Raw genomic sequence first — 22,419 nt, forward strand, 5'->3', positions numbered from 1 at the left:
TCTCTTCAAGGAAGGAAGACAGGGCTATGTCGTGTGTTAACAGTGATGGAATGCTGGTTTCCGCCAAGGTGATACTGCGTCGGTTTTACGCGATTGAGCATGGGGATCTGCACGGTATACATGCTTTAGTTGTCCACCAGACGGATGCACCTACTGCGCAACATACGTTCAACGGCTACCTTGCAAAAGGCAGTGGTGCGCACTTTCTGATTGATAAAAATGGCTTTGTTTACCAGACGGCCAGCTTGAAAAAGCGCTGCTACCACGTTGGAAAGCTCATACGCTCGAAGTGCCTGGCGATTGATAAAAAATCGTGTGACAGCGCCCAGATGGCCCGTATTCAAGCGTTATCGTGGACTGCGCAGATCAAGGCGTTGGACGCACATGAGCGAGCAAAAAGCTATCCTGTGAACTCCGACTCTATTGGCATCGAATTGGTGGGCAAACACTTGGATACCTCGCGGTATGAGTCCGTTACCCCCTTGCAGAACCAATCCCTTCAATGGCTCGTCAACGAGTTATATGTTCATTTCAACCTGTCCTCGGGTGATGTCTACAGGCACCCGCAGATATCCTATAAAAACCCGGGTGAAGCCAGTAGTGCGGTGTGGGAATGATGCCGATCAAAGCATGGCCGATAGGCGCATTACTCGTTCTTGCGGGATGTACGGATCGGCACACGCCCGACCTTGAAGGCATTGTTGTCTCCAGCTTCCAATCCCAAGAACCTGAGAGTTGCCGGCCTTCTGATGTGCCCCTTGATCCAAACCGTGTGCAGGCGTTTTTCCAGCGCGCCTCGAAGATTGATAGCCGCACCCTGCATGACCGTTACGAGTGGGCCCCTTGTTATCTGGAGGGCAACCTGAAGTACAACGGGCATATCTGCACATGGCAGGTTAGGGCGGGAGCTACTGGGGTCATCTGGTGTTCGGCGAAAGAGCAGTACTTTGCCTGTGACGAATGTGGTGATCTGTTTGAAAGACCTGAACAGTAAATAAGAGGGTGGGTGCGACAACCGACATCGCACCCGCTCAAGTCTGCTTCAATCAGGCTGCATCGGCCGCCGCCACCTCTGGCCGACGCGACAGCAGACTCACCAGCACAAAACTCACCACACTCACGCCCAGGCTGTAATAGATCGGCGTGTTTGCCTCCAAGCCATCCTTGACCATAAACACCAGTGACGTGACAAACCCCAATGCCATGGCGCTGATCGCACCCGCCGTCGTAGCGCGTTTCCAGTAAATCGCCCCGATCAATGGGATCAGCATGCCGCCGACCAGCAGGTTATAGGCCAGGGTCAGTGCGCTGATCACGTCGGTGACTATCAAGGCGATACCCAGCACGGCCATCCCAGTCAGCAGGGTGAACAAGCGGTTGATGTTCAGGCTCGACTGCTTGCCGCCGCGCAGGCGCGGCAGCAGGTCTTCGGTCAGCACGGTGGACGCGGCGAGCAGGCCGGCGCTGGCGGTGGACATCATCGCCGCCAGGGCCGCCGCGATCACCAGGCCGCGCAGGCCATCGGGCAACGACAGTTTGACGATGGCGGCGAAGGCGTTGTTGACGTTGTCCAGGTCCGGGATCAGCACATGGGCGGCCATGCCGATCAGGGCGCAGGCCAGGCCGTAGAGGATGCAGTAGAAGCCGGCGAAGGTTCCTGCGTACTGGGCGACTTTTGCGTCACGGGCGGTAAACACCCGTTGCCAGATGTCCTGGCCGATCAGGATGCCGAAAAAGTAGATCATGAAGTAGGTGATGATGGTGTCCCAGCCGATGCTGGTGAAGCTGAAACTGGCCGCCGGCAGTTTGGCCACCAGTTCATCCCAGCCGCCTACGCGGTACAGGCAGATCGGCAGCAGGATAAACATCAGGCCGACGGTCTTGATCACAAACTGCACGATATCGGTTAGCGTCAGCGACCACATGCCGCCAATGGTCGAATACACCAGCACCACGCCACCACCCAGCAGGATGGCGGCCCAGAACGGCAGGTCAAACATCACTTGCAATACGGTGCCGATCCCCAGGATCGAGGTCACCGCCAGCATCAGCGCATAGGCCAGCATGATCAGCCCGCTGGCCTGGCGGGCCGTGGGGTTGTAGCGCTGCTCCAGGACCTGGGTCACGGTGAAGATTTTCAGCTTGAGCAAGGGTTTTGCGAGAAACAGGTTCAGCGCAATGATCCCCGTGCCCAGCGCCGCGCAGAGCCAGAACCCGGAAATACCATGCACATAACCCAGGCGCACGCTGCCCACCGTGGACGCGCCGCCCAGCACCGTCGCGGCCATGGTGCCCATGTACAGGGTCGGCCCCAGGTTGCGCCCGGCGACCAGGTAATCTTCATGGGTCTTGGCCCGGCGCATGCCGAAATAGCCGAGCACGAGCATGCCGGCGGCGTAGATAAGTACGACGAATAGATCCAGAGCCATGGTGGCGCCTCTCCAGTTATTGTTTTTATGGACTAATCAGGTGACGCGCTACATCAACGGTGCGTGACTCCAGGCAGCACGCAGAGCATTTCGTACAGCAGGTTGGCGCCCAGCAACGAGGTGTTGCCGGTGGTGTCGTAGGGCGGCGAAACCTCCACCAGATCACAACCAATCAGGTCCAGGCCCTGGCAGCCCCGGATGATCTCGATCGCCTGGATGGTGGTCAGCCCGCCGATTTCCGGGGTGCCGGTGCCGGGCGCCCAGGCCGGGTCGATGCCGTCGATGTCGAAACTCAGGTACACCGGGCCGCCGCCGACCTTTTCCCGAACTTCGGCCATCAACGGCGCGAGGGAGTGGTGCCAGCATTCTTCGGCCTGGACCACGCGGAACCCCTGTTTGCGGCTCCAATTGAAGTCTTCGGCGGTATAGCCCTGGGCGCGCAGGCCGATTTGCACCACACGCTCGCAATCGAGCAGGCCCTCTTCGACGGCCCGGCGGAAGGTGGTGCCGTGGGCGATTTTCTCGCCGAACATATGGTCGTTGACGTCGGCGTGGGCATCGATATGCACCAGCCCGACCTTGCCGTGTTTCTTGTGGATCGCCCGCAGGATCGGCAGGGTGATGGTGTGGTCGCCGCCCAGGGTCAGCGGGATTACGTTATGGCCGAGGATCTCATCGTAGGCTTCTTCGATAATGCGCACGGCGTCCAGCAGGTTGAAGGTGTTGATCGCCACGTCGCCGATGTCTGCCACCGACAGCGAGTCGAACGGCGCAGCGCCGGTGGCCATGTTGTAGGGGCGGATCATCACCGACTCAGCGCGGATTTCACGCGGCCCGAAGCGGGTGCCGGCGCGCAGCGAGGTGCCGATATCCAGGGGCACGCCGACAAAGGCCGCATCCAGGCCGGCGGCGGTTTGCAGGTGGGGCAGGCGCATCATGGTGGCGATGCCGGCAAAGCGCGGCATTTCGTTGCCGCCCAGTGGTTGGTGAAAGATCTTGTCCACGGCAGTGCCTCATCGTTGTTGTGGTTATCAGAGGCCGATTCTGCGAAATGCCCGGCAACGGAAGAATCGCTGTGGGGAAATACTTAGTTCAGATTTTTCTAAACTAATGCCTGGGGTAGACTTCACCGGTTTGCGAAACCTGTTCCCTGTCCGCCGACTTTTTGCCTGGAGCGTCCATGGCCAATGCCTTGCCCGACCTGAAATTGCTGCGCATCTTCGTCAGCGTCGTGCGCTACCAGGGGTTTGCCAATGCCCAGCATGAGCTCAACCTGTCGACGTCGGCCATCAGCACCTATATGAGCCAACTGGAAGGCGCGTTGGGCCTGGTGCTGTGCCATCGCGGGCGTGGCGGGTTCAGCCTGACCAGCAAGGGCGAGTTGTTTCACCAGGAAACCTTGCGCCTGCTGGGCGAACTGGAGGGCTTCGAGCAATACGCGGCGGCGCTCAAGGGCGAACTGCGTGGCACGCTCAAACTGGGCGTGCTCGACTCCACGGTCAGCGACAAGGCCCTGCCATTTGCCGAAGTCATCGGCGCCTACAGCCTTGAGCACCCGGCGGTGCATCTGCACTTATCGGTGATGAGCCCCTACGAGCTGCAACTGGGGGTGCAGGACAATCGCCTGGACCTGGCCATCGGCGCCTTCTCCAACCGCATGAGCGGCTTGGTCTACATGCCGCTGTACCGCGAACAACACTGGCTTTATTGCAGCTCGCGGCATCCGCTGTTCAGCGAGCGACGCATTCCGGAGCAGGTGATTACCCAGCAACGCATGGTCGGGCGCGGTTACTGGAGCCAGGCGGAACTGGCGCGCCATGGCTTCAAACACAGCGCCGCCACTGTAGAAAGTATGGAGGCGCAGTTGATCCTGGTGTTGTCCGGCGCCTACATCGGCTACTTGCCCGAGCACTACGCCCAGGCCTGGGCCGACAAGGGCGACTTGCGGGTGCTGCTGCCGGCGACCTTTGGCTACCAGGCGCCGTTTTCGCTGATCATGCGCCGTGGGCGCAGCCGCGAGCCGTTGATCCAGACCTTCCGCGATTTACTCAAAGCACAGCTCAATCAGGCCTGAACATGTCCAGACCCCAATGCCCCCGCTGCCTGCGGCCGACCACCCACTGCCTGTGCGCGCTGATCCCGAGCCTGCACAGCCGGACCCGGGTGTTGCTGTTGCAGCATCCCAGCGAGGTCAACCATGCGCTCAACACCGCGCGCCTCGCCGCGTTGGGCCTGGTGAATGCGCAGTTGGTAGTGGGCGAAGTATTTGAAGACTTGCAGACCTTGCTCAACCCTCCGGGGTATCAGGCACGGCTGCTGTTTCCTGGCGAAGAGGCGCAGTCGCTGCAGACCTATGGCCCATCCGATGAGCCGTTGCTGCTGGTGGTGCCCGACGGTACCTGGCGCAAGGCGCGCAAGTTGCTGCACCTCAACCCGCTGCTGGCGGCGTTGCCACGGGTGACGCTGGCGGCGGGCGCAGTGTCCCGCTACCGATTGCGCAAGGCACCGGGGCCGGGGGCGTTGTCGACGGTGGAGGCAATTGTGCTGGCGTTGCAGGTGCTGGAGGCGCCGCAGTCATTTGATCCGTTGTTGCGGCCGTTTGAGGCGTTGATCGACGGGCAGATTGCAGCGATGGGGGAGGAGGTGTTTCAGCGCAATCATGGGGGTGATTAGCCGGTTCACCCAGGTCCAGCTCCCCCATTGACCGCGCCGCTCAAGACATACGCGGTCGATGTAGGAGCTGGCTTGCCGGCGATGGCGCCTGCCCAAACACCGCTAACGCTCGCGCATCGCCTCCGTGCGTGCCTTCAACACCGGCTTGAGCAAGTAATCCAGCACGCTTTTCTCCCCGGTAATAATGTCCACCGTTGCCACCATCCCCGGGATGATCAGCAACGGTTTTTTATCCCCGCCAAGATGGTTCTTATCGGTGCGCACCTGGATCAGGTAGAAGCTGTTGCCCTTGTCGTCGGTAATCGTATCGGCGCCGATCAGTTCCAGTTTCGCCGCCAGCCCGCCGTAGATCGTGTAGTCATAGGCACTGAACTTGACCATCGCCTTCTGCCCCGGATGCAAGAACGCCACGTCCTGAGGCCGTACTTTGGCCTCGATCAGCAGGTTGTCTTCCAGCGGGACGATTTCCACCATGTCGCTGCCCGGCTGGACGACGCCGCCGATGGTGTTGACCTTCAATTGCTTGATCACCCCATGCACCGGCGAGACCACGGTGGTGCGGCTCACGCGGTCATCAATGGCGATGCTGGTGGCGGTGATTTTTGACAGGTCGGTGCGTTTTTCGTTGAGTTCCTTGGCGGCTTCCGAGCGGAAGGTCTGTACCGATTCGTCGATCTTGCTCTTGATCTCATTGATCGCCGATTCCGCCCGGGGGATTGCCAGGGTGGTAGCGTTCAACGAGCCACGGATCTCCACGGCGCTGCGTTTGAGGCGCAGGATTTCCACCGGTGACACCGCGCCGGTGCCCACCAGAGGGGCCGACATGTTCATCTCTTGTTGCAGCAGCGCCAGGCTGGAGCTGAATTGGCCCTGTTTGGAGCGAAACTCCGCCAGCTCCTGGGTTTTCTGCCGCAACTGTTCACTCAAGGTCCGTTGCTCGCTGCTCAAGCGCCGCTGGCGTTGTTCAAACAGCGAGCGCTCGTCTTCAGCCACTTGCGGAGCCTTGGCGATCACTTCATCGGACAATTTGAACGGCCGCCCCTCGGCCTCGGCCGACAGGCGCTCGACCTGGGCGGTGAGGGCATACCGGTCGACTTCGCTTTCGCCTTTGTTCGAGCGGAACCGCGTGTCGTCCAGTTGCAGCAGTTTGTCGCCCTTGTCCACCATCTGCCCTTCGCGCACGTAGATCTGGGTGACGATGCCGCCTTCCAGGTTCTGGATCACTTGCACCTTGCTCGACGGGATGGCCTTGCCTTCGCCCATGGTCACTTCATCGAGAACGGCAAAGTTGGCCCACAGCAGGGCGCAGATGATCAGGCCGGCGGTCAGCCACACGATAATCCGTGAACGGCGCGGCGAGTCCTGCAGCGAAGCACCCGCCAGTTCGGGCATGAATTCGCTGTCAGCGGTTTTGCCAAAGCTCTTGAAGTAGCCCGGTGGCGCGGGAGTGGCTGACATGGTGGGCTCCTAGACGGCGGCCGAGCCGACACGGCCCTTGCGCAGTGCATCAATCACACTTTCTTTGGGGCCGTCGGCAACGATGCGGCCGTTGTCCAGCACGATCAAGCGGTCGACCAGGCTGAGCATCGAGGTGCGGTGCGTGACCAACAGCAATGTCTTGCCCTTGACCCACAGCTCCAGGCGCTGGCGCAGGGTTTCTTCGCTGCTGTTGTCCATGGCGCTGGTGGGTTCATCCAGCAGCAGGATCGGCGGGTCGAGCAGCAACGCGCGGGCCAGCAACACCGCCTGGCGCTGGCCGCCGGACAGCAGTTGCCCGCGCTCGCCCACCGGCCGGTCGAAGCCTTGTGGGTGCTGGCGGGCCAGTTCGCTGACGCCGGTCAGTTCGGCCACTTCGAGCATCCGCGCATCGCTGATATAGCGCGCGCCCAGGGTCAGGTTATCGCGCAGGCTACCGGCCAACAGCGGCAGGTCATGGGCCACATAGCCCACTTGTTGGCGCAGGTCGGCCACATCCAGCTGGCGCAGGTCGAGGCCATCGAGCAGTAACTGGCCTTCTTCTGGCGCGTAGAAGCCCATCACCAGGCGGCCCAGGGTGCTTTTGCCCGAACCGCTGCGGCCGATAATGCCTACGCGCTCGCCGGCCTTGAGCTGGAAACTGACCTGGCTCAGGGCCGGGGTGTTCTGCCCGGCATAGCGGAAGGTGACCTGGCTGACTTCCAGGGCGCCACTCAGTTGCGTGCGCTCCAGTGGGCGCTGCTGCGGGTCGCGCTCCTGGGGCAGGGCCATCAGCGCGTCGGTGCTGCGCATGGTCAATTGCGCCTGCTGGTAGCGGGTGATCAACCCGGCGATCTGCCCCAGCGGCGCCAATACCCGGCTGCCGAGCATGTAGGTGGCCACCAGCGCGCCGACACTGAGGCTGCCGGCGATGATGCTGTAGACCCCGGCGACAATGGTCGCCATCCCGGAAAACTGCTGGATGAACAGCGTGCCATTGGTGGCCAGCGCCGAGAGGTTGCGCGCATGGCTGTCGAGGCGGGTGAGGGCGCCGTGGGTGCTTTCCCACTGGTGCTGGCGCTCGCTTTCGGCGCTGCAGGCCTTGAGGGTTTCCAGGCCGCTGAGGGTTTCGATCAACAGCGCCTGGCGTTCGGCGCCCAGGCTCAGGCTTTTTTGCACGGTGTCGCGCAGGCGTACCTGGATCAGCATTGCAAAGCCGATGGTCAGCGGGAACGCACACAAAGGGATGATCACCAGCCAGCCGCCGAGCAGGCCGATCACCACCAGCATCAGCACGGCGAAGGGCAGGTCGATCAGGCTGGTAAGGGTCACCGCGGTGAGGAATTCGCGCAGGCCCTGAAAGTCATGGATGCTCTGGGCGAAACCACCGATGGTGGCGGGGCGCGCCTTCATCGACATGCCGGTGATGCGCTCGAACAGGGTCGCTGACAAAATCACATCGGTCTTCTTGCCGGCGGTGTCCAGTAGATGGGCGCGCACCACCCGCAGTACCAGCTCGAACGCCGTGCCGATCAGCAGGCCGATCACCAGTACCCACAAGGTCGAGGTGGCCTGGTTCGGCACCACGCGGTCGTAGGTCTGCATCACGAACAGCGGCACCATCAGGCCCAGCAGGTTGATCAGCAAACTGGCGAGAATTGCATCGCTGTACAGCCAGCGCGACAGCTTCAAGGTGTCGCGAAACCACGCCTCGACTCTTGGCACCAGCGGCGCGCGCAGGTCTTCGATTTCGTGCCGTGGCCGGGCAAACAGGGCCTGGCCGCTGTAGGCCGCGTCGAGCTCTTCGCGGCTGACCCACTGTTCGCCGCCTTCGGCTTCGCTGGGCAGGATCAGCGCCTGGCCATCCTCGCCCCAGCGCCGCAACACCGCGCAGCGGCCTTCGTTGAGCAGCAACAGCACTGGCAGGTTCAGCGCCGAGATGGCCTTCAAGTCCCGGCGCAATACCCGCGCCTGCAAGCTGGCCCGGGCCGCGGCCCGTGGCAGCAAGTCCAGGCTCAGGCGTTGTTGCGCCAAGGGCAGGCCGGCGCTCAGGCTGCTACGGCTGACGCTGCAGCCGTGCAGCTTGCAGAGGATCAGCAGGCCGTCGAGCAACGGGTCATCAAAGCTCTGGCGCGGGTCGACACCCGGGTTCAGCGGTTCCATCTGGCTCACGGCGATCTGCTCCACGTCGTTGGCTACTTCAGGTCAGGCAGGTGGGCTTCGCTTCTGACTTCCGACTGGGCAATGGCTTCGGCCGGCACCACCACGCGCTCCTTGTTCAGCAACTCGCCCATATTGGCCAGCACGCGGTACATGGAGAACTCTTCGGTGTAGCGCACTTCGGTGTAGCGCCGGTTGGCGTTGTACAGCTCGTTTTCACTGTCCAGCAGGTCCAGCAGGGTGCGTTGGCCCAGGCCGAACTGGTCCTGATAGGCCGCGCGCACGCGCTGGGTGGTTTCGGCATATTCGCGGGCGGTGGGGGTCTGGATGCGGGCGTTGTCCATGGCATGCCAGGCCAGGTTGAGGTTCTCGTTGAGCATGCGCAGGGCGTTGTTGCGGATGTCCATGGCCTGGTTGATCTTGTGCGAGTCCGACGCCAGGCGGGCCTTGTCGCTGCCGCCACGGAACAGGTTGTAGTTCATCACCACACCCACCCGCCATTCGTTGTCGTGGCCCAGGTCGCCCTGCACATTGTTATTGGCGCCCACCGCCGCCTCGGCATCGAAGCGTGGATAGAACGGCGACTTGGCCACCTCGTACTGGCTTTCGGCGGCCATCACATCGGACTGGGCCGACTTCAGATAGGGGTTGTTCTCCAGCATGCTGCGCCGGGCGCCGAGTTGGTCGCTGGGCAGCTCGCCCTTGATCGACGCCGGGCTTTCCAATTCATCCGGCATGCGCCCGACCACGCTATAGAAGTTCGATTCGGCGTCTTGCAGGTCGACCAGTGCGGTCTGGTAGTTGTTGTCTGCCAGGGCCCGGCGGGCGGTGGACTGGTCGCGGTCGGCGGTGCTGCCGATGCCGCGCTCGGTGCGCAGGCCGATCTGGTCGGTGACGCGCAGGTGCGCCTGCAGGTTGTTCTTGGCCAATGTCAGCAGGTCGCGGCGCTTGAGCACTTCCAGGTACACCTCGACGGTGCGCAGGGCCAGGCTCTCGGCGGTGCCACGGGTGTAATAGGCGCGGGAGTTGACCACCGCCCCGGTGCGCTGCACTTCGTTGGAGGTGTTGAAACCGTCGAACAGCATCTGGCGCAGGCGCAGTTCCGACTGGGTGTAGTTGTCGGTCTCGGTGTGGTGATTGCCACCACGGGCGCGGGTGGTGCTGTTGTCGCTGTAGCCACGGCCGTAGGCGGCATTGAGGTCGAGGCTGGGGTAGAAGCCGCCTTTGGCGACTTTTACATCTTCATCGGCCGAAAGCCGGCTGTTACGGCTGGCATTCAGTTCCGGGTGAGTGTCCAGCGTGCTTTGGATCGCTTGGGTCAGTGACATTGCTTGGGTGTTGGTGCAGGCCATGGCGATCAGAATCGCGCTGCAGAGGGGGGTAAAGGCGCGCATGGGTACATCTCCCGGTGTCAGTGTTACTGGTCTGTCGCCATTTATTTGACGAATTTAGAGGGCAAACCGTCTCAGGCTTGTAACAACACAGCTAAGAACATTTGCGGGGGGACCTAAGAAGGATTTCTCATAATGTTTATGTCCAAAAAAACTTATGCGTTCTGCGCGAAGCAAGACATTGTTCAAAGCACAAGCCTTGAGTTATGTGCGCTGTGGCGTGTTTTTCGGCTCGGGGAAAGTTCAATCGCAAGTGCAAGCAGGTGATGGGGTAGCGAAAAAAGGGGCGATTTTTTGTGACGGTTTTTTGTCACTGCTTCTTTTGAAGGGCTCTCTGTAACGGGGTTGAAGCGCGGGTTGGCGGCTGATTTGAATCAGTTTTGTGCCACTTCCGGACCCCCCGATCCACTGCACTTGTGCACGTAACCGAGGTGCCGACTACTGGGGTCGGACAGGGAGATAAGCGCATGGCCAAGTTAATCGGTGTTGTCAGCAAGGTGGTTGGGGAAGTCTTTGCCGTGGCAGGAGATGGCAGTCGCCGAAGCCTGATCGAAGGCGACCGACTGTTTGCCGGCGAGCAACTGCAGACCGGTGCGGCCGGTGCAGTCGCGGTGCAACTGACCAACGGCCAGGAGCTGACCCTGGGGCGCGACAGCAGCCTGGGCCTTTCCCCGCAATTGCTGGCTGGCCAGGCGCCGCAGATTCACGCCTCGGAAGACCTCGCACCGAGCCAGGCACAGTTGACCGACGTGCAGCAACTGCAAAAAGCCATCGCCGCCGGTGACGACCCGACCCAGACCGCTGAAGCCACGGCCGCCGGCCAAACCGGCAGCACGGCGGCAGGTGAGCTGGGCGGTGGGCACTCCTTTGTGTTGTTGACCGAAGTTGCCGGGCGGGTGGAGCCGGTCATCGGCTTTCCCACGGCAGGGTTTGGCGGGATCCCTGAGTTTCCGTTGTTCCAGGTCGCCGGCCAGCCCGATACCGGCAACGACCAGCCCGTGGTAGTGCCTCCCGACAACCCGGTGAGCCTGGGTGGGCTGGAGGTCGAGGGCGGCGAGTTGACGCTCAACGAGGCCAATCTTGCACAAGGTTCGGCCAGCAATCCGGCGGCGCTGGTGCAGACCGGCACCTTCAACGTCTCGGCGCCCGATGGCCTGCAAAGCCTGACCGTGGGCGGCATCAGCGTGGTCAGCGGCGGGGTGGCCAGCAGCTTCCCGCAAACTATCACCACCGGGCTGGGCAACACCCTGAGCATCACCGGCTACAACGCAGCCACCGGGGTGATCAGCTACAGCTACACCTTGACCGGCAATGAGGCCCATCCGTCGGGCAACGGCAGCAACAGCCTGGGTGAGCAATTCGCGGTGGTCGCCACCGATAGCGATAACGACAGCGCCACCGGCTCGCTGGATATCACCCTCATCGACGACGTGCCCAAGGCGCTGGATGACAGCCATGAGGGCCGCGCTTCGGAAAGCCTGCTGACCCTCAGCGGCAACGTCCTGGATAACGACACCCAAGGTGCCGACCGCGTCGCCAGCGGCCCGATCACCGGCGGCACGTTCAGCGGTCAATACGGCACCCTGGTGCTGGCGGCTGACGGCAGCTACACCTACACGCTGAACACTGCCGACCCTGATTTTGTCGCGCTGCAGGGCGGCGGCAATGGCAGCGAAACCTTCACCTACACCCTGACCGACGCCGACGGCGACAGCAGCACCGCCAACCTGGTGCTGCAAGTGCACAACAATGATGACCCGGTGGTGATTGGCGGCATCAGCGTAAATGGCGCCGACCTGACCCTCTATGAAAAAAACCTGGTGGACGGCAGCAGCCCTGACGCTGGCGCGCTGACCCGCGCCGGCAGCCTGACCGTATCGGCCGTGGACGGCTTGCAGAACCTGTCGGTGGGCGGTATCAGCGTGGTGTCCGGCGGTGTCGCCGCCGGCTTCCCGCAATCCATCGCCACCGGCCTGGGCAATACCCTGACCATCACCGGGTTTGACCCGGCCACCGGGGTGATCAGCTACAGCTATACCCTGACGGGCACCGAGGCGCATCCGTCGGCGGGCGGGTTGAATGACCTGACCGAGAGCTTAAGCGTTATCGCCAACGACACCAACAACAGCACCGCCACCGGCACCCTGCACGTGAGTGTGGTGGACGATGTACCGACCGCTGCCGATGACGGCAATGCGCAAGTGGCCTCCGAAAGCCTGCTGACCCTGAGCGGCACGGTGTTGACCAATGACGCGCAAGGCGCCGATCGGGTCGCGTCCGGGCCGATTACGCCGGGCTCCTTCACGGGGCTTTACGGCACGTTGGAGTTGGCGGCGAATGGCACGTATGTGTACACGCTGAATACCGCCGATAGCGATTTTCTGGCATTGAATGGCGGCGGTAATGGGACTGAAACCTTTACCTATACCCTGACGGATGCCGATGGCGACACCAGCACCGCCAACCTTGTGTTGCAGGTGCATAACAATGACGACCCGGTGGTGTTGACGGGGCTTGAGGTGAATGGCGGGGAGGTTACGGTCTATGAGAAGAACCTGCCGTTGGGCAGTGCTATTGATGGGCCTGCGCTGACCCAATCCGGCACCTTCACGGTGACCGCCTTGGACGGCCTGAAAAACCTGACTGTGGGCGGGATTAGCGTCGTCACCAACGGCGTTGCCGCTACTTTTCCGCAGTCGGAACCTACCGGCTTCGGCAACACCCTGACCATCACTGGCTACAACGCCAGCACGGGGGTGATCAGCTATAGCTACACGCTCAACGGTATCGACAGCCACCCAGCCGGCGCGGGTACCAATAGCATCAGCGAGTCGTTTACGGTGGTCGCCACCGACAGTAACAACAGCAGTGCCAATGGTTCGCTGGACGTCAGTGTGGTCGACGACGTGCCGACTGCAGTTGATGACACCAATACACAAGTGGCCTCGGAAAGTCTGTTGACCTTGAGCGGCAGTGTTTTGGGTAATGACGTACAAGGTGCTGACCGCATTGCCAGCGGGCCTGTCACGCCAACTACCATCGTCGGCACCTACGGCACTCTGCAGCTGTTCGCGGATGGCAGCTACACCTACACCCTCGACAAGACTGACCCGCAGTTCATGGCCCTGAATGGCGGCGGCAGCGGCACTGAAACCTTCACCTATCAGCTTAACGATCTCGACGGCGACACCAGCACCGCCAACCTGGTGTTGCAGGTGCATAACAACGACGACCCAGTGGTGTTGACCGGCCTGAACGTCAATGGTGGAGAAGTCACCGTCTACGAGAAAAACCTGCCGTTAGGCAGTGCTAACGATGGGTCTGCTCTGACCCAATCCGGCACCTTCACGGTGACGGCATTGGATGGCCTGAAAAACCTGACTGTGGGCGGCATCAGCGTCGTCACCAACGGCGTAGCCGCGACCTTCCCACAATCGGAACCCACCGGCCTCGGCAACACCCTGACCATCACTGGCTACAACGCCAGCACCGGGGTGATCAGCTACAGCTACACCCTCAACGGTATCGACAGCCACCCAAACGGCGCGGGCACCAATAGCATCAGTGAGTCGTTCGCGGTGGTCGCCACCGACAGCAACAACAGCAGCGACAATGGTTTACTGGACGTCAATGTGGTCGACGACGTGCCAAAAGCCGTCGACGACAACCCCGCTGGTATTGCTTCTGAGAGCCAGCTCATTCTGAGCGGCAGCGTGCTGGGCAATGATGTACAAGGTGCTGACCGCATAACGACCGGGCCTGTTACGCCAACTACCATCGTGGGTACCTACGGCACCCTGCAACTGTTTGCCGATGGCAGTTATGTCTACACCCTCGACAAGACTGACCCGCAGTTCATGGCCCTGAATGGCGGCGGCAACGGCACCGAAACCTTCACCTATCAGCTTAACGATCTCGACGGCGACACCAGCACCGCCAACCTGGTGTTGCAGGTGCATAACAACGACGACCCAGTGGTGTTGACCGGCCTGAACGTCAATGGTGGCGAAGTCACCGTCTACGAGAAAAACCTGCCGTTGGGCAGCGCTAACGATGGGCCGGCCTTGACTCAATCCGGCACCTTCACGGTGACCGCCTTGGACGGCCTGAAAGACCTGACTGTGGGCGGTATCAGCGTCGTCACCAACGGCGTCGCCGCGACCTTCCCACAATCGGAACCCACTGGCTTCGGAAACACCCTGACCATCACCGGTTACAACGCCAGCACGGGTGTGATCAGTTACAGCTACACCCTCAACGGCACCGATAGCCACCCAACCGGCGCTGGTACTAACAGCATCAGTGAGTCGTTCGCGGTGGTCGCCACTGACACCAACAACAGCAGCGACAATGGTTCGCTGGACGTTAATGTGGTCGACGATGTGCCTACTGCAGTTGATGACGCCAATGCACAAGTGGCCTCGGAAAGTCTGCTGACCTTGAGCGGCAGTGTTTTGGGTAATGACGTACAAGGTGCTGACCGCATTGCCACCGGCCCGGTTACGCCCAACACCATCGTCGGCACCTACGGCACTCTGCAGCTGTTCGCGGATGGCAGCTACACCTACACCCTGGACAAGACCGACCCGCAATTTGTCGCCCTGAATGGCGGTGGCAGCGGTACTGAAACCTTCACCTATCAGCTTAATGATCTCGACGGCGATACCAGCACCGCTAACCTAGTGTTGCAGGTGCATAACAACGATGACCCTGTGGTGTTGACGGGGCTTGAGGTGAATGGCGGGGAAGTTACGGTCTACGAGAAAAACCTGCCGTTGGGTAGTGCTAACGATGGGTCTGCTCTGACCCAATCCGGCACTTTCACGGTGACGGCCTTGGACGGCCTGAAAAACCTGACTGTGGGCGGCATCAGCGTCGTCACCAACGGCGTCGCTGCGACCTTCCCACAATCGGAACCCACCGGCTTCGGCAACACCCTGACCATCACCGGTTACAACGCCAGCACCGGGGTGATCAGCTACAGCTACACCCTCAACGGCACCGATAGCCACCCAACCGGCGCGGGTGCCAATAGCATTAGCGAGTCGTTCACGGTGGTTGCCACTGACACCAACAACAGTAGCGACAATGGTTTACTGGACGTCAATGTGGTCGACGATGTGCCAAAAGCCGTCGACGACAACCCCGCTGGTATTGCTTCTGAGAGCCAGCTCATCCTGAGCGGCAGCGTCCTCGGTAACGACGTACAAGGCGCCGACCGCATCGCCACCGGCCCGGTTACGCCCAACACCATCGTCGGTACCTACGGCACATTGCAGCTGTTCGCGGATGGCAGCTACACCTACACCCTGGACAAAACTGACCCACAATTTATCGCCCTGAATGGCGGCGGCAACGGCACCGAAACCTTCACCTATCAGCTTAACGATCTCGACGGCGACACCAGCACCGCCAACCTGGTGTTGCAGGTGCATAACAACGACGACCCAGTGGTGTTGACCGGCCTGAACGTCAATGGTGGCGAAGTCACCGTCTACGAGAAAAACCTGCCGTTAGGCAGTGCTAACGATGGGCCTGCGCTGACCCAATCCGGCACTTTCACGGTGACGGCCTTGGACGGCCTGAAAAACCTGACTGTGGGCGGCATCAGCGTCGTCACCAACGGCGTCGCCGCGACCTTTCCACAATCGGAACCCACCGGCCTCGGCAACACCCTGACCATCACTGGCTACAACGCCAGCACCGGGGTGATCAGCTACAGCTACACCCTCAACGGCACCGATAGCCACCCAACCGGCGCTGGTACCAATAGCATTAGCGAGTCGTTCACGGTGGTTGCCACTGACACCAACAACAGCAGCGACAATGGTTTACTGGACGTCAATGTGGTCGACGATGTGCCAAAAGCCGTCGACGACAACCCCGCAGGCATCGCCTCCGAGAGCCTGCTGACCCTGAGCGGTAGCGTGCTGGGCAACGACGTACAAGGCGCCGACCGCATCGCCACCGGCCCGGTTACGCCCAACACTATCGTCGGTACCTACGGCACATTGCAGCTGTTCGCGGATGGCAGCTACACCTACACCCTGGACAAAACTGACCCGCAATTTATCGCCCTGAATGGCGGCGGCAACGGCACCGAAACCTTCACCTATCAGCTTAATGATCTCGACGGCGACACCAGCACCGCCAACCTGGTGCTACAGGTGCATAACAACAACGACCCGGTCGTGCTCACCGGCCTGGACGTCACTGGCGGCGAGTTGACCGTCTATGAGAAAAACCTGGTTGATGGTTCCAGCCCGAACATCCCGTTGTTGACCCAGACCGGTACCTTCACGGTGACCGCCTTGGACGGCCTGAAGAACCTGACTGTGGGCGGCATCAGCGTCGTCACTAACGGCGTCGCCGCGACCTTCCCACAATCGGAACCTACCGGCTTCGGCAACACCCTGACCATCACTGGCTACAACGCCAGCACCGGGGTGGTCAGCTACCGCTACACCTTGCTCGACAATGAAGCGCACCCCAATGCCAGCGGCGATAACAGTCTGTCGGAGCAGATCACGGTCACGGCCAGCGATAACGACACCAATACTGCGACGGGTACGATCGACATCAACATCATTGATGACCTGCCCACTGCCAACCCCGACGTGCGTTCGGTGATAGAAGGCGGTGTGGTCAGCGCCAATGTGTTGGGCAATGATGTCGGCGGCGCCGATAGCCCCACATTGGCTGGCGCGGTAGTCGGGGTGCGGGCGGGCAGCAACATCGGCACCCCGGCCTCTGGCGGCCTGGGCGCTAACATCAACGGCACTTATGGTTACCTGACTCTGGATGCCAACGGCAACGCCGTGTACCACAGCAACCCCAACGCGGTGAGCCCTCCGGGGGCGGTGGACACCTTCGTCTATACCGTGCGGGATGCCGACGGTGACCTAAGCACCACCACCCTGACGATTACAGTGACCGACAGCGGCCTCAAGGCGGTGGTTGACGGCGATGTCACGGTCTACGAGAAAGCCCTGGACCTGAACCTCGACGGCCAGGACCTGGCGCCTGGCACCGTGGTCGGCAGCGACCCGACGGCCACCACGGAAACCGCCAGCGGCAACCTCGCAGATTCGGTAACCGGCGGCAGTGGTCCGCTGAGTTTCAGCCTGGTCGGCAGCGCTACCGGCACTTATGGGCAGATCCTGCTCAACCCCAACGGCACCTACACCTACACCCTGACCTCGGCACCCAAGACCTTGCCCAACAGCAACGACGGGCCGAATGTATTGACCGAGACTTTCACTTATAAGGCCACCGACCAATTGGGCAACACCACCACCAGCAGCATTGTGGTGAGCATTGTCGATGATGTGCCCAAAGTGGTGTCCAGCGCGCGTGAAGTCACGGCGACGGAGGTGGACTCCAACCTGCTGCTGATCATTGATATTTCCGGCAGCATGAACGACGCCTCGGGGGCCGGCGGCACGCGGCTTGACCTGGCCAAGGCGTCCATCACCGAGTTGCTTAACCGCTACGACGAGATGGGTGATGTGAAGGTGCAGATCGTGACCTTCAACGACAGCTCCCAGCAATTGAGCAGCCAATGGGTCAGCGTCGCCACGGCCAAGACCCTGGTCAACAACCTCACGGCGTTCAACGGCACCAACTACGACTCGGCCCTCGGCACCGCGCAGACCGCCTATGGCACTGCCGGCAAGCTGGAAGGTGCGCAGAACGTGGCGTATTTCTTCTCGGACGGTAACCCCACCACGTCCAACACCAATAATCCGAACAACCCCGGCAACGTGGTCAACCCGGAATACGGCGACGGGATCGACGCCACTGAAGAGGGCGTATGGCGAGCCTTCCTCGATGCCAACGGCATCAAGGCCTATGCCATAGGCCTGGGGGCGGGGGTCAACAGTATTTACCTGGACCCGGTGGCCTACGACGGCAGCACCCACACCAACACCAACGCGGTGGTGGTGGCCAACCTGGCGGGCCTGGATGCGGTGCTGGCCGGCACGGTACAGGGCGCGCCGGTCACCGGCAGCCTGCTGACGGACGGCTCGTTCGGCGCTGACGGTGGCTTCGTCAAAGCCCTCACGGTGGATGGCATCACCTACACCTACAATCCGGCGGCGGGGGGCTCGATGAGTGCCAACCTGCCAGGCGGCCACGGTACGTTCGACACCGTCAGCAACAGTGTCACCATCACCACCAACCAGGGCGGCACGCTGGTGGTGGACATGGACAACGGCGAGTTCCGCTACACGCCGCCGAAGCTGACCGACTCGCTGGTCACCGAAACCTTTGGCGTGACCGTCAGCGACAACGACGGCGATCTCGCGACGTCCAGCCTGGTAGTCAAGGTCAACCCGAACGTGGCGCCGGTGGCGGGTGATGACCATGTGATCACCAATATCCTGTTGAGCAATATTGTGGTGCCTGCCGAGTTGCTGCTGGCCAATGACAGCGATGCCAACCATGACAACCTGACGGCTATCCCCACCAGTTTTCCAACCGGCTGGGTGGCCAAAGGCGCGGCCTTTACCGGGACGGGGACCAGAACGCTCACCGGTACAACTGTGGGGGATGTACGTACCTCGTTTGCCGGTGATGCGGCGAACCTCACTGCAGCACTTTTGATCACCGGCAGTCTCGGCAATGTCGGTGGCGCTACGGCCGACGATCGTTTAACGGTCACGCTCAAGGCGGGTGAGACCCTCAGCCTGGATCACAACCGGCCGGTCGGTAACATCGTCATGGCCTATTCGATCAACGGTGGCAGCGAGCTCCCTCTTGCGGATGGCACGACGCTGACTGCGTTAGCGGACGGTAGCTATCAGATTCACATTACCAACACCTCCAATCCAACAGGCGGCAACCCCAATGGCACAGAAAGCTACCAGTTGGACATGAAGATCAACTACGCCGGCGCCCAGGACTACACACCGCAGTACCACGGCAACTACTCGGTCAGCGATAACCACGGCGGCAGCGACAGCGCCGCGGTAGACATCAGCTACCAGGCCGGTACGACCCTCACCGGTACCAACGGTGATGACATCATCATGGCCGGGCCCGGCAACAACACCCTCAATGGCGGCGATGGCAACGACGTGCTCACCGCCGGCACCGGCAACAACCAGATGCACGGCGGCAATGGCAATGACCTGCTGTTCAGCGGCACCGGCAATGACCTGCTCGATGGCGGGGCGGGCCTCGACACCGTCAGCTATGCCCATGCCACGGCAGGCGTGACCGTCAACCTTGGCCTGGCGACGGGGCAAATCACTGGCGGCGCCGGAACCGATACATTGATGGCCCTGGAGAACCTGGTGGGCTCCAACTTCAATGACTTCCTCACGGGCAACGGCAACAACAACCTGATCTCCGGCGGGCTGGGCAATGACACCCTCAAGGGCGAGGGGGGCGATGACATCCTGATCGGCGGCCTGGGTAACAACACCCTGACCGGTGGCCCTGGCGCCGATACCTTCCAGTACCTGACCGGCGGTAGCGGGCACGATGTCATCACCGACTTTGCGGTGGGCACCGACAAGCTCGACCTGTCGCAACTGCTGCAAGGCGAGAATGCGACGACGGCGTCCCTGGATGACTACCTGCACTTCAAGGTGGTGGGCGGTACGACCACCATCGACATCAGCGCCGTTGCAGGTGCCACGCCGAACCAGACCATCGACCTGGCCGGGGTCAACCTGGCGACCCAATACGGCGTCACGCCGGGCGCGGGCGGGTTGATTGCGGGCGGGGCGGATACGGCGACGATCATCAATGGGATGTTGAATGACCATTCGTTGAAGGTGGATACCGTGTAATCCCCTGTGGCGAGGGAGCTTGCTCCCGTTGGACTGCGTAGCAGCCCCATTCAGGGCCGCTTCGCGCCCCAACGGGAGCAAGCTCCCTCGCCACAGACAGGTACTGGCCTGTGGCTTTAGCTCATTGAGTTATAAGCACCATACTTTGCGTGATATGGCCCGCCAGCGTTTGCCGGTATGATAGGCGCCCCCGCAGTCTGGATTGCGAATACGCCATGACCCTGCAATACCCAACCATCGCCGATTGCGTCGGCAACACACCTTTGGTCCGCTTGCAGCGCATGGCGGGTAACACCAGCAATACCTTGCTGCTCAAGCTCGAGGGGAATAACCCGGCGGGCTCGGTCAAGGACCGTCCGGCGCTGACGATGATCGCCCGTGCCGAGCAGCGCGGGCAGATCAAGCCCGGCGACACCCTGATCGAAGCCACCTCCGGTAATACCGGGATTGCCCTGGCCATGGCCGCAGCGATCAAGGGCTACAAAATGATCCTGATCATGCCCGACAACGGCAGCGCCGAGCGCAAGGCCGCGATGACCGCCTATGGCGCCGAGCTGGTCCTGGTGACCCAGGAAGAGGGCATGGAAGGCGCGCGTGATCTCGCCGAGCGCATGGCCGCCGAAGGCCGTGGCCAGGTGTTGGACCAGTTCGCCAACGGTGACAACCCCGAGGCGCACTACACCAGCACCGGCCCGGAAATCTGGCGCCAGACCCAGGGCACCATCACCCATTTCGTCAGCTCCATGGGCACCACCGGCACCATCATGGGCAACTCGCGCTACCTCAAGGAGCAGAACCCGGCGATCCAGATCGTTGGCCTGCAACCGATGGAAGGCGCGGCGATCCCGGGGATCCGCCGTTGGCCCGAAGAGTACCTGCCCAAGATCTACAACGCCGCCCGCGTCGATCGCATCATCGACATGGCCCAGCGTGAAGCTGAAGACACCACCCGTCGCCTGGCCCGTGAAGAAGGCATCTTCTGCGGCGTGTCCTCCGGCGGTGCGGTGGCAGGGATGTTGCGTTTGTCTGCAGAACTGGAAAACGCGGTGATCGTCGCGATCATCTGTGACCGAGGCGACCGCTACCTGTCGACCGGCATTTTCGACGCGCCCAACTGATGGCCAAGCAAGAGCGAGGCCTGCGCTTCCAGCCCACGGGTGGCAGCCGGGCGCCCCAAGTACCGGTCGGCAAAAAGCAGCGCCTGACCATTGAGCGCCTGGCCAATGATGGCCGGGGGATCGTGTTTTTCGAAGGCCGCACCTGGTTTGTGGTGGGTGCCCTGGCCGGCGAGGAAGTCGAGGCGCGGGTGCTGGGCGCCCATGGCAAAGTGGTCGAGGCCCGCACCGAGCGGGTGTTCAAGGCCAGCGAACTGCGCCGCCCGGCGCCGTGCGTCCATGCCGGTCGTTGTGGCGGTTGCAGCCTGCAACATTTGCCCCATGGCGAACAGCTTGCCCTGAAACAGCGCATGCTCACCGAGCAATTGTCCCGTGTCGCCGGGGTCGAGCCCCAGGAGTGGGCCGCGCCGTTGAGCGGGCCCGAGTTCGGCTATCGCCGCCGCGCCCGTGTCGCGGTGCGCTGGGACGCCAAGGCCAAGCGCCTGGACGTGGGTTTTCGCGCCGTGGCCAGCCAGGACATCGTGGCCATCGACGATTGCCTGGTGCTGGTACAGGCCTTGCAACCGATCATGCAGCGTCTGCCCAATATGTTGCGGCGCCTGAGCAAACCTCAGGCCCTGGGGCATGTCGAGTTGTTCAGCGGCTCGTCGATTGCCGTGTTGCTGCGGCATATGGCGCCGTTGTCCGACGCTGACCTGCTGGTGCTGCAGGAATTTTGCGCGTTCCATGACGCCCAGTTGTGGCTGCATGGAGAGGGTGAGCCGCAGCCGTTCGCGGCCGGGCAGGCCCTGGGCTATCGTCTGGAGCAGTGGGACCTGGAGCTGGCGTACCGGCCGGGGGATTTTGTCCAGGTCAACGCCGGGGTCAACGAAGCGATGGTGGCCCAGGCGCTGGACTGGCTGGCACCGCGCTCCGACGAACGGGTGCTGGACCTGTTTTGTGGCCTGGGCAACTTTGCCTTGCCCCTGGCCCGCCAGGTGCGTGAAGTGGTGGCGGTAGAGGGCGTGCAGGCCATGGTGGACCGCGCGGCCCTCAACGCAGGCAGCAATAATTTGCATAATGTGCAGTTTTTTCAGGCCGATTTGTCCCAGCCTTTGAGTGACGCGCAATGGGCCAAAGCAGGCTTTTGTGCGGTACTCTTGGACCCACCCCGCGATGGTGCCCTGGAGGTTGTGCGCAAGCTCGCCACTCTGGGGGCTGATCGCCTGGTGTATGTGTCCTGCAATCCAGCCACGCTGGCGCGGGACACTGTCGAGTTGGTCAAGCAAGGCTACCGGCTAAAACGTGCCGGGATCCTCGATATGTTTCCGCAAACCGCGCATGTCGAGGCGATGGCGTTATTTGAAGCGAGCTAGGATGCTCGCTTAGTCCGACTGGCCTGCGTTCTCCTGGGCCT

12 protein-coding genes are annotated in these 22,419 nt (G+C 61.8%); 7 read left to right on the top strand and 5 right to left on the bottom strand.

Features of this window, described 5'->3' with window-relative positions; genetic code table 11:
* Positions 1 to 50: 50 nt before the first annotated feature.
* Entirely contained in the window at positions 51 to 617 is a 567-nt protein-coding gene (locus PSFL_RS25150; RefSeq protein WP_232545708.1) for an N-acetylmuramoyl-L-alanine amidase, read from the top strand.
* Complete coding sequence (locus PSFL_RS25155; RefSeq protein WP_178112939.1) at positions 614 to 994, top strand: hypothetical protein; 381 nt, start codon at positions 614 to 616, stop codon at positions 992 to 994. The genes PSFL_RS25150 and PSFL_RS25155 overlap by 4 nt, the downstream gene beginning before the upstream one ends.
* Positions 995 to 1,046: 52 nt before the next feature.
* On the opposite strand, the gene PSFL_RS25160 is transcribed toward PSFL_RS25155, so the two are convergent.
* Positions 1,047 to 2,429 carry a sodium:solute symporter gene (locus tag PSFL_RS25160; protein ID WP_170045799.1) on the bottom strand — a complete coding sequence of 461 codons (1,383 nt, stop codon included), beginning with the start codon at positions 2,427 to 2,429 and terminating at the stop codon, positions 1,047 to 1,049.
* A 53-nt stretch (positions 2,430 to 2,482) separates the two neighbouring features.
* Positions 2,483 to 3,433, bottom strand: coding sequence for an agmatinase (gene speB, locus PSFL_RS25165; protein WP_397470612.1), 951 nt, complete (start codon positions 3,431 to 3,433; stop codon positions 2,483 to 2,485).
* 176 nt (positions 3,434 to 3,609) lie between these two features.
* Here speB and PSFL_RS25170 point away from each other — a divergent pair, with 176 nt between their 5' ends.
* The gene (locus PSFL_RS25170; RefSeq protein WP_397470613.1) at positions 3,610 to 4,503 is read left to right on the top strand and encodes a LysR family transcriptional regulator; all 894 of its coding nucleotides are present in this window, start codon (positions 3,610 to 3,612) and stop codon (positions 4,501 to 4,503) included.
* A gap of 2 nt (positions 4,504 to 4,505) precedes the next feature.
* Positions 4,506 to 5,102 (top strand): tRNA-uridine aminocarboxypropyltransferase, encoded by a 597-nt coding sequence (locus tag PSFL_RS25175; protein ID WP_397470614.1) that lies wholly within the window; start codon positions 4,506 to 4,508, stop codon positions 5,100 to 5,102.
* 102 nt (positions 5,103 to 5,204) lie between these two features.
* On the opposite strand, the gene PSFL_RS25180 is transcribed toward PSFL_RS25175, so the two are convergent.
* From PSFL_RS25180 to PSFL_RS25190, 3 genes are read right to left on the bottom strand one after another with little or no spacing between them, the layout of a single operon-like run.
* Positions 5,205 to 6,560, bottom strand: coding sequence for an HlyD family type I secretion periplasmic adaptor subunit (locus PSFL_RS25180; protein WP_057441200.1), 1,356 nt, complete (start codon positions 6,558 to 6,560; stop codon positions 5,205 to 5,207).
* Positions 6,561 to 6,569: 9 nt separating this feature from the next.
* Entirely contained in the window at positions 6,570 to 8,729 is a 2,160-nt protein-coding gene (locus PSFL_RS25185; RefSeq protein ID WP_169960383.1) for a type I secretion system permease/ATPase, read from the bottom strand.
* Positions 8,730 to 8,752: 23 nt separating this feature from the next.
* Positions 8,753 to 10,111, bottom strand: coding sequence for a TolC family outer membrane protein (locus tag PSFL_RS25190; protein ID WP_115127631.1), 1,359 nt, complete (start codon positions 10,109 to 10,111; stop codon positions 8,753 to 8,755).
* Positions 10,112 to 10,575: 464 nt separating this feature from the next.
* Between PSFL_RS25190 and PSFL_RS25195 the strand changes: the two genes are divergently transcribed.
* From PSFL_RS25195 to rlmD, 3 genes are all read left to right on the top strand, one after another.
* Positions 10,576 to 19,908, top strand: a complete 9,333-nt coding sequence (locus tag PSFL_RS25195) for a retention module-containing protein (RefSeq protein ID WP_397470615.1) — start codon at positions 10,576 to 10,578, stop codon at positions 19,906 to 19,908.
* A 215-nt stretch (positions 19,909 to 20,123) separates the two neighbouring features.
* Entirely contained in the window at positions 20,124 to 21,026 is a 903-nt protein-coding gene (gene cysM, locus PSFL_RS25200) for a cysteine synthase CysM (protein WP_397470616.1), read from the top strand.
* Positions 21,026 to 22,378 (top strand): 23S rRNA (uracil(1939)-C(5))-methyltransferase RlmD, encoded by a 1,353-nt coding sequence (gene rlmD / locus PSFL_RS25205; protein ID WP_397470617.1) that lies wholly within the window; start codon positions 21,026 to 21,028, stop codon positions 22,376 to 22,378. The genes cysM and rlmD overlap by 1 nt, the downstream gene beginning before the upstream one ends.
* Positions 22,379 to 22,419: the final 41 nt, after the last annotated feature.

Origin of the sequence: Pseudomonas sp. DD1 (genome assembly GCF_044510355.1) — a bacterium.
GTDB lineage: Bacteria > Pseudomonadota > Gammaproteobacteria > Pseudomonadales > Pseudomonadaceae > Aquipseudomonas > Aquipseudomonas shahriarae.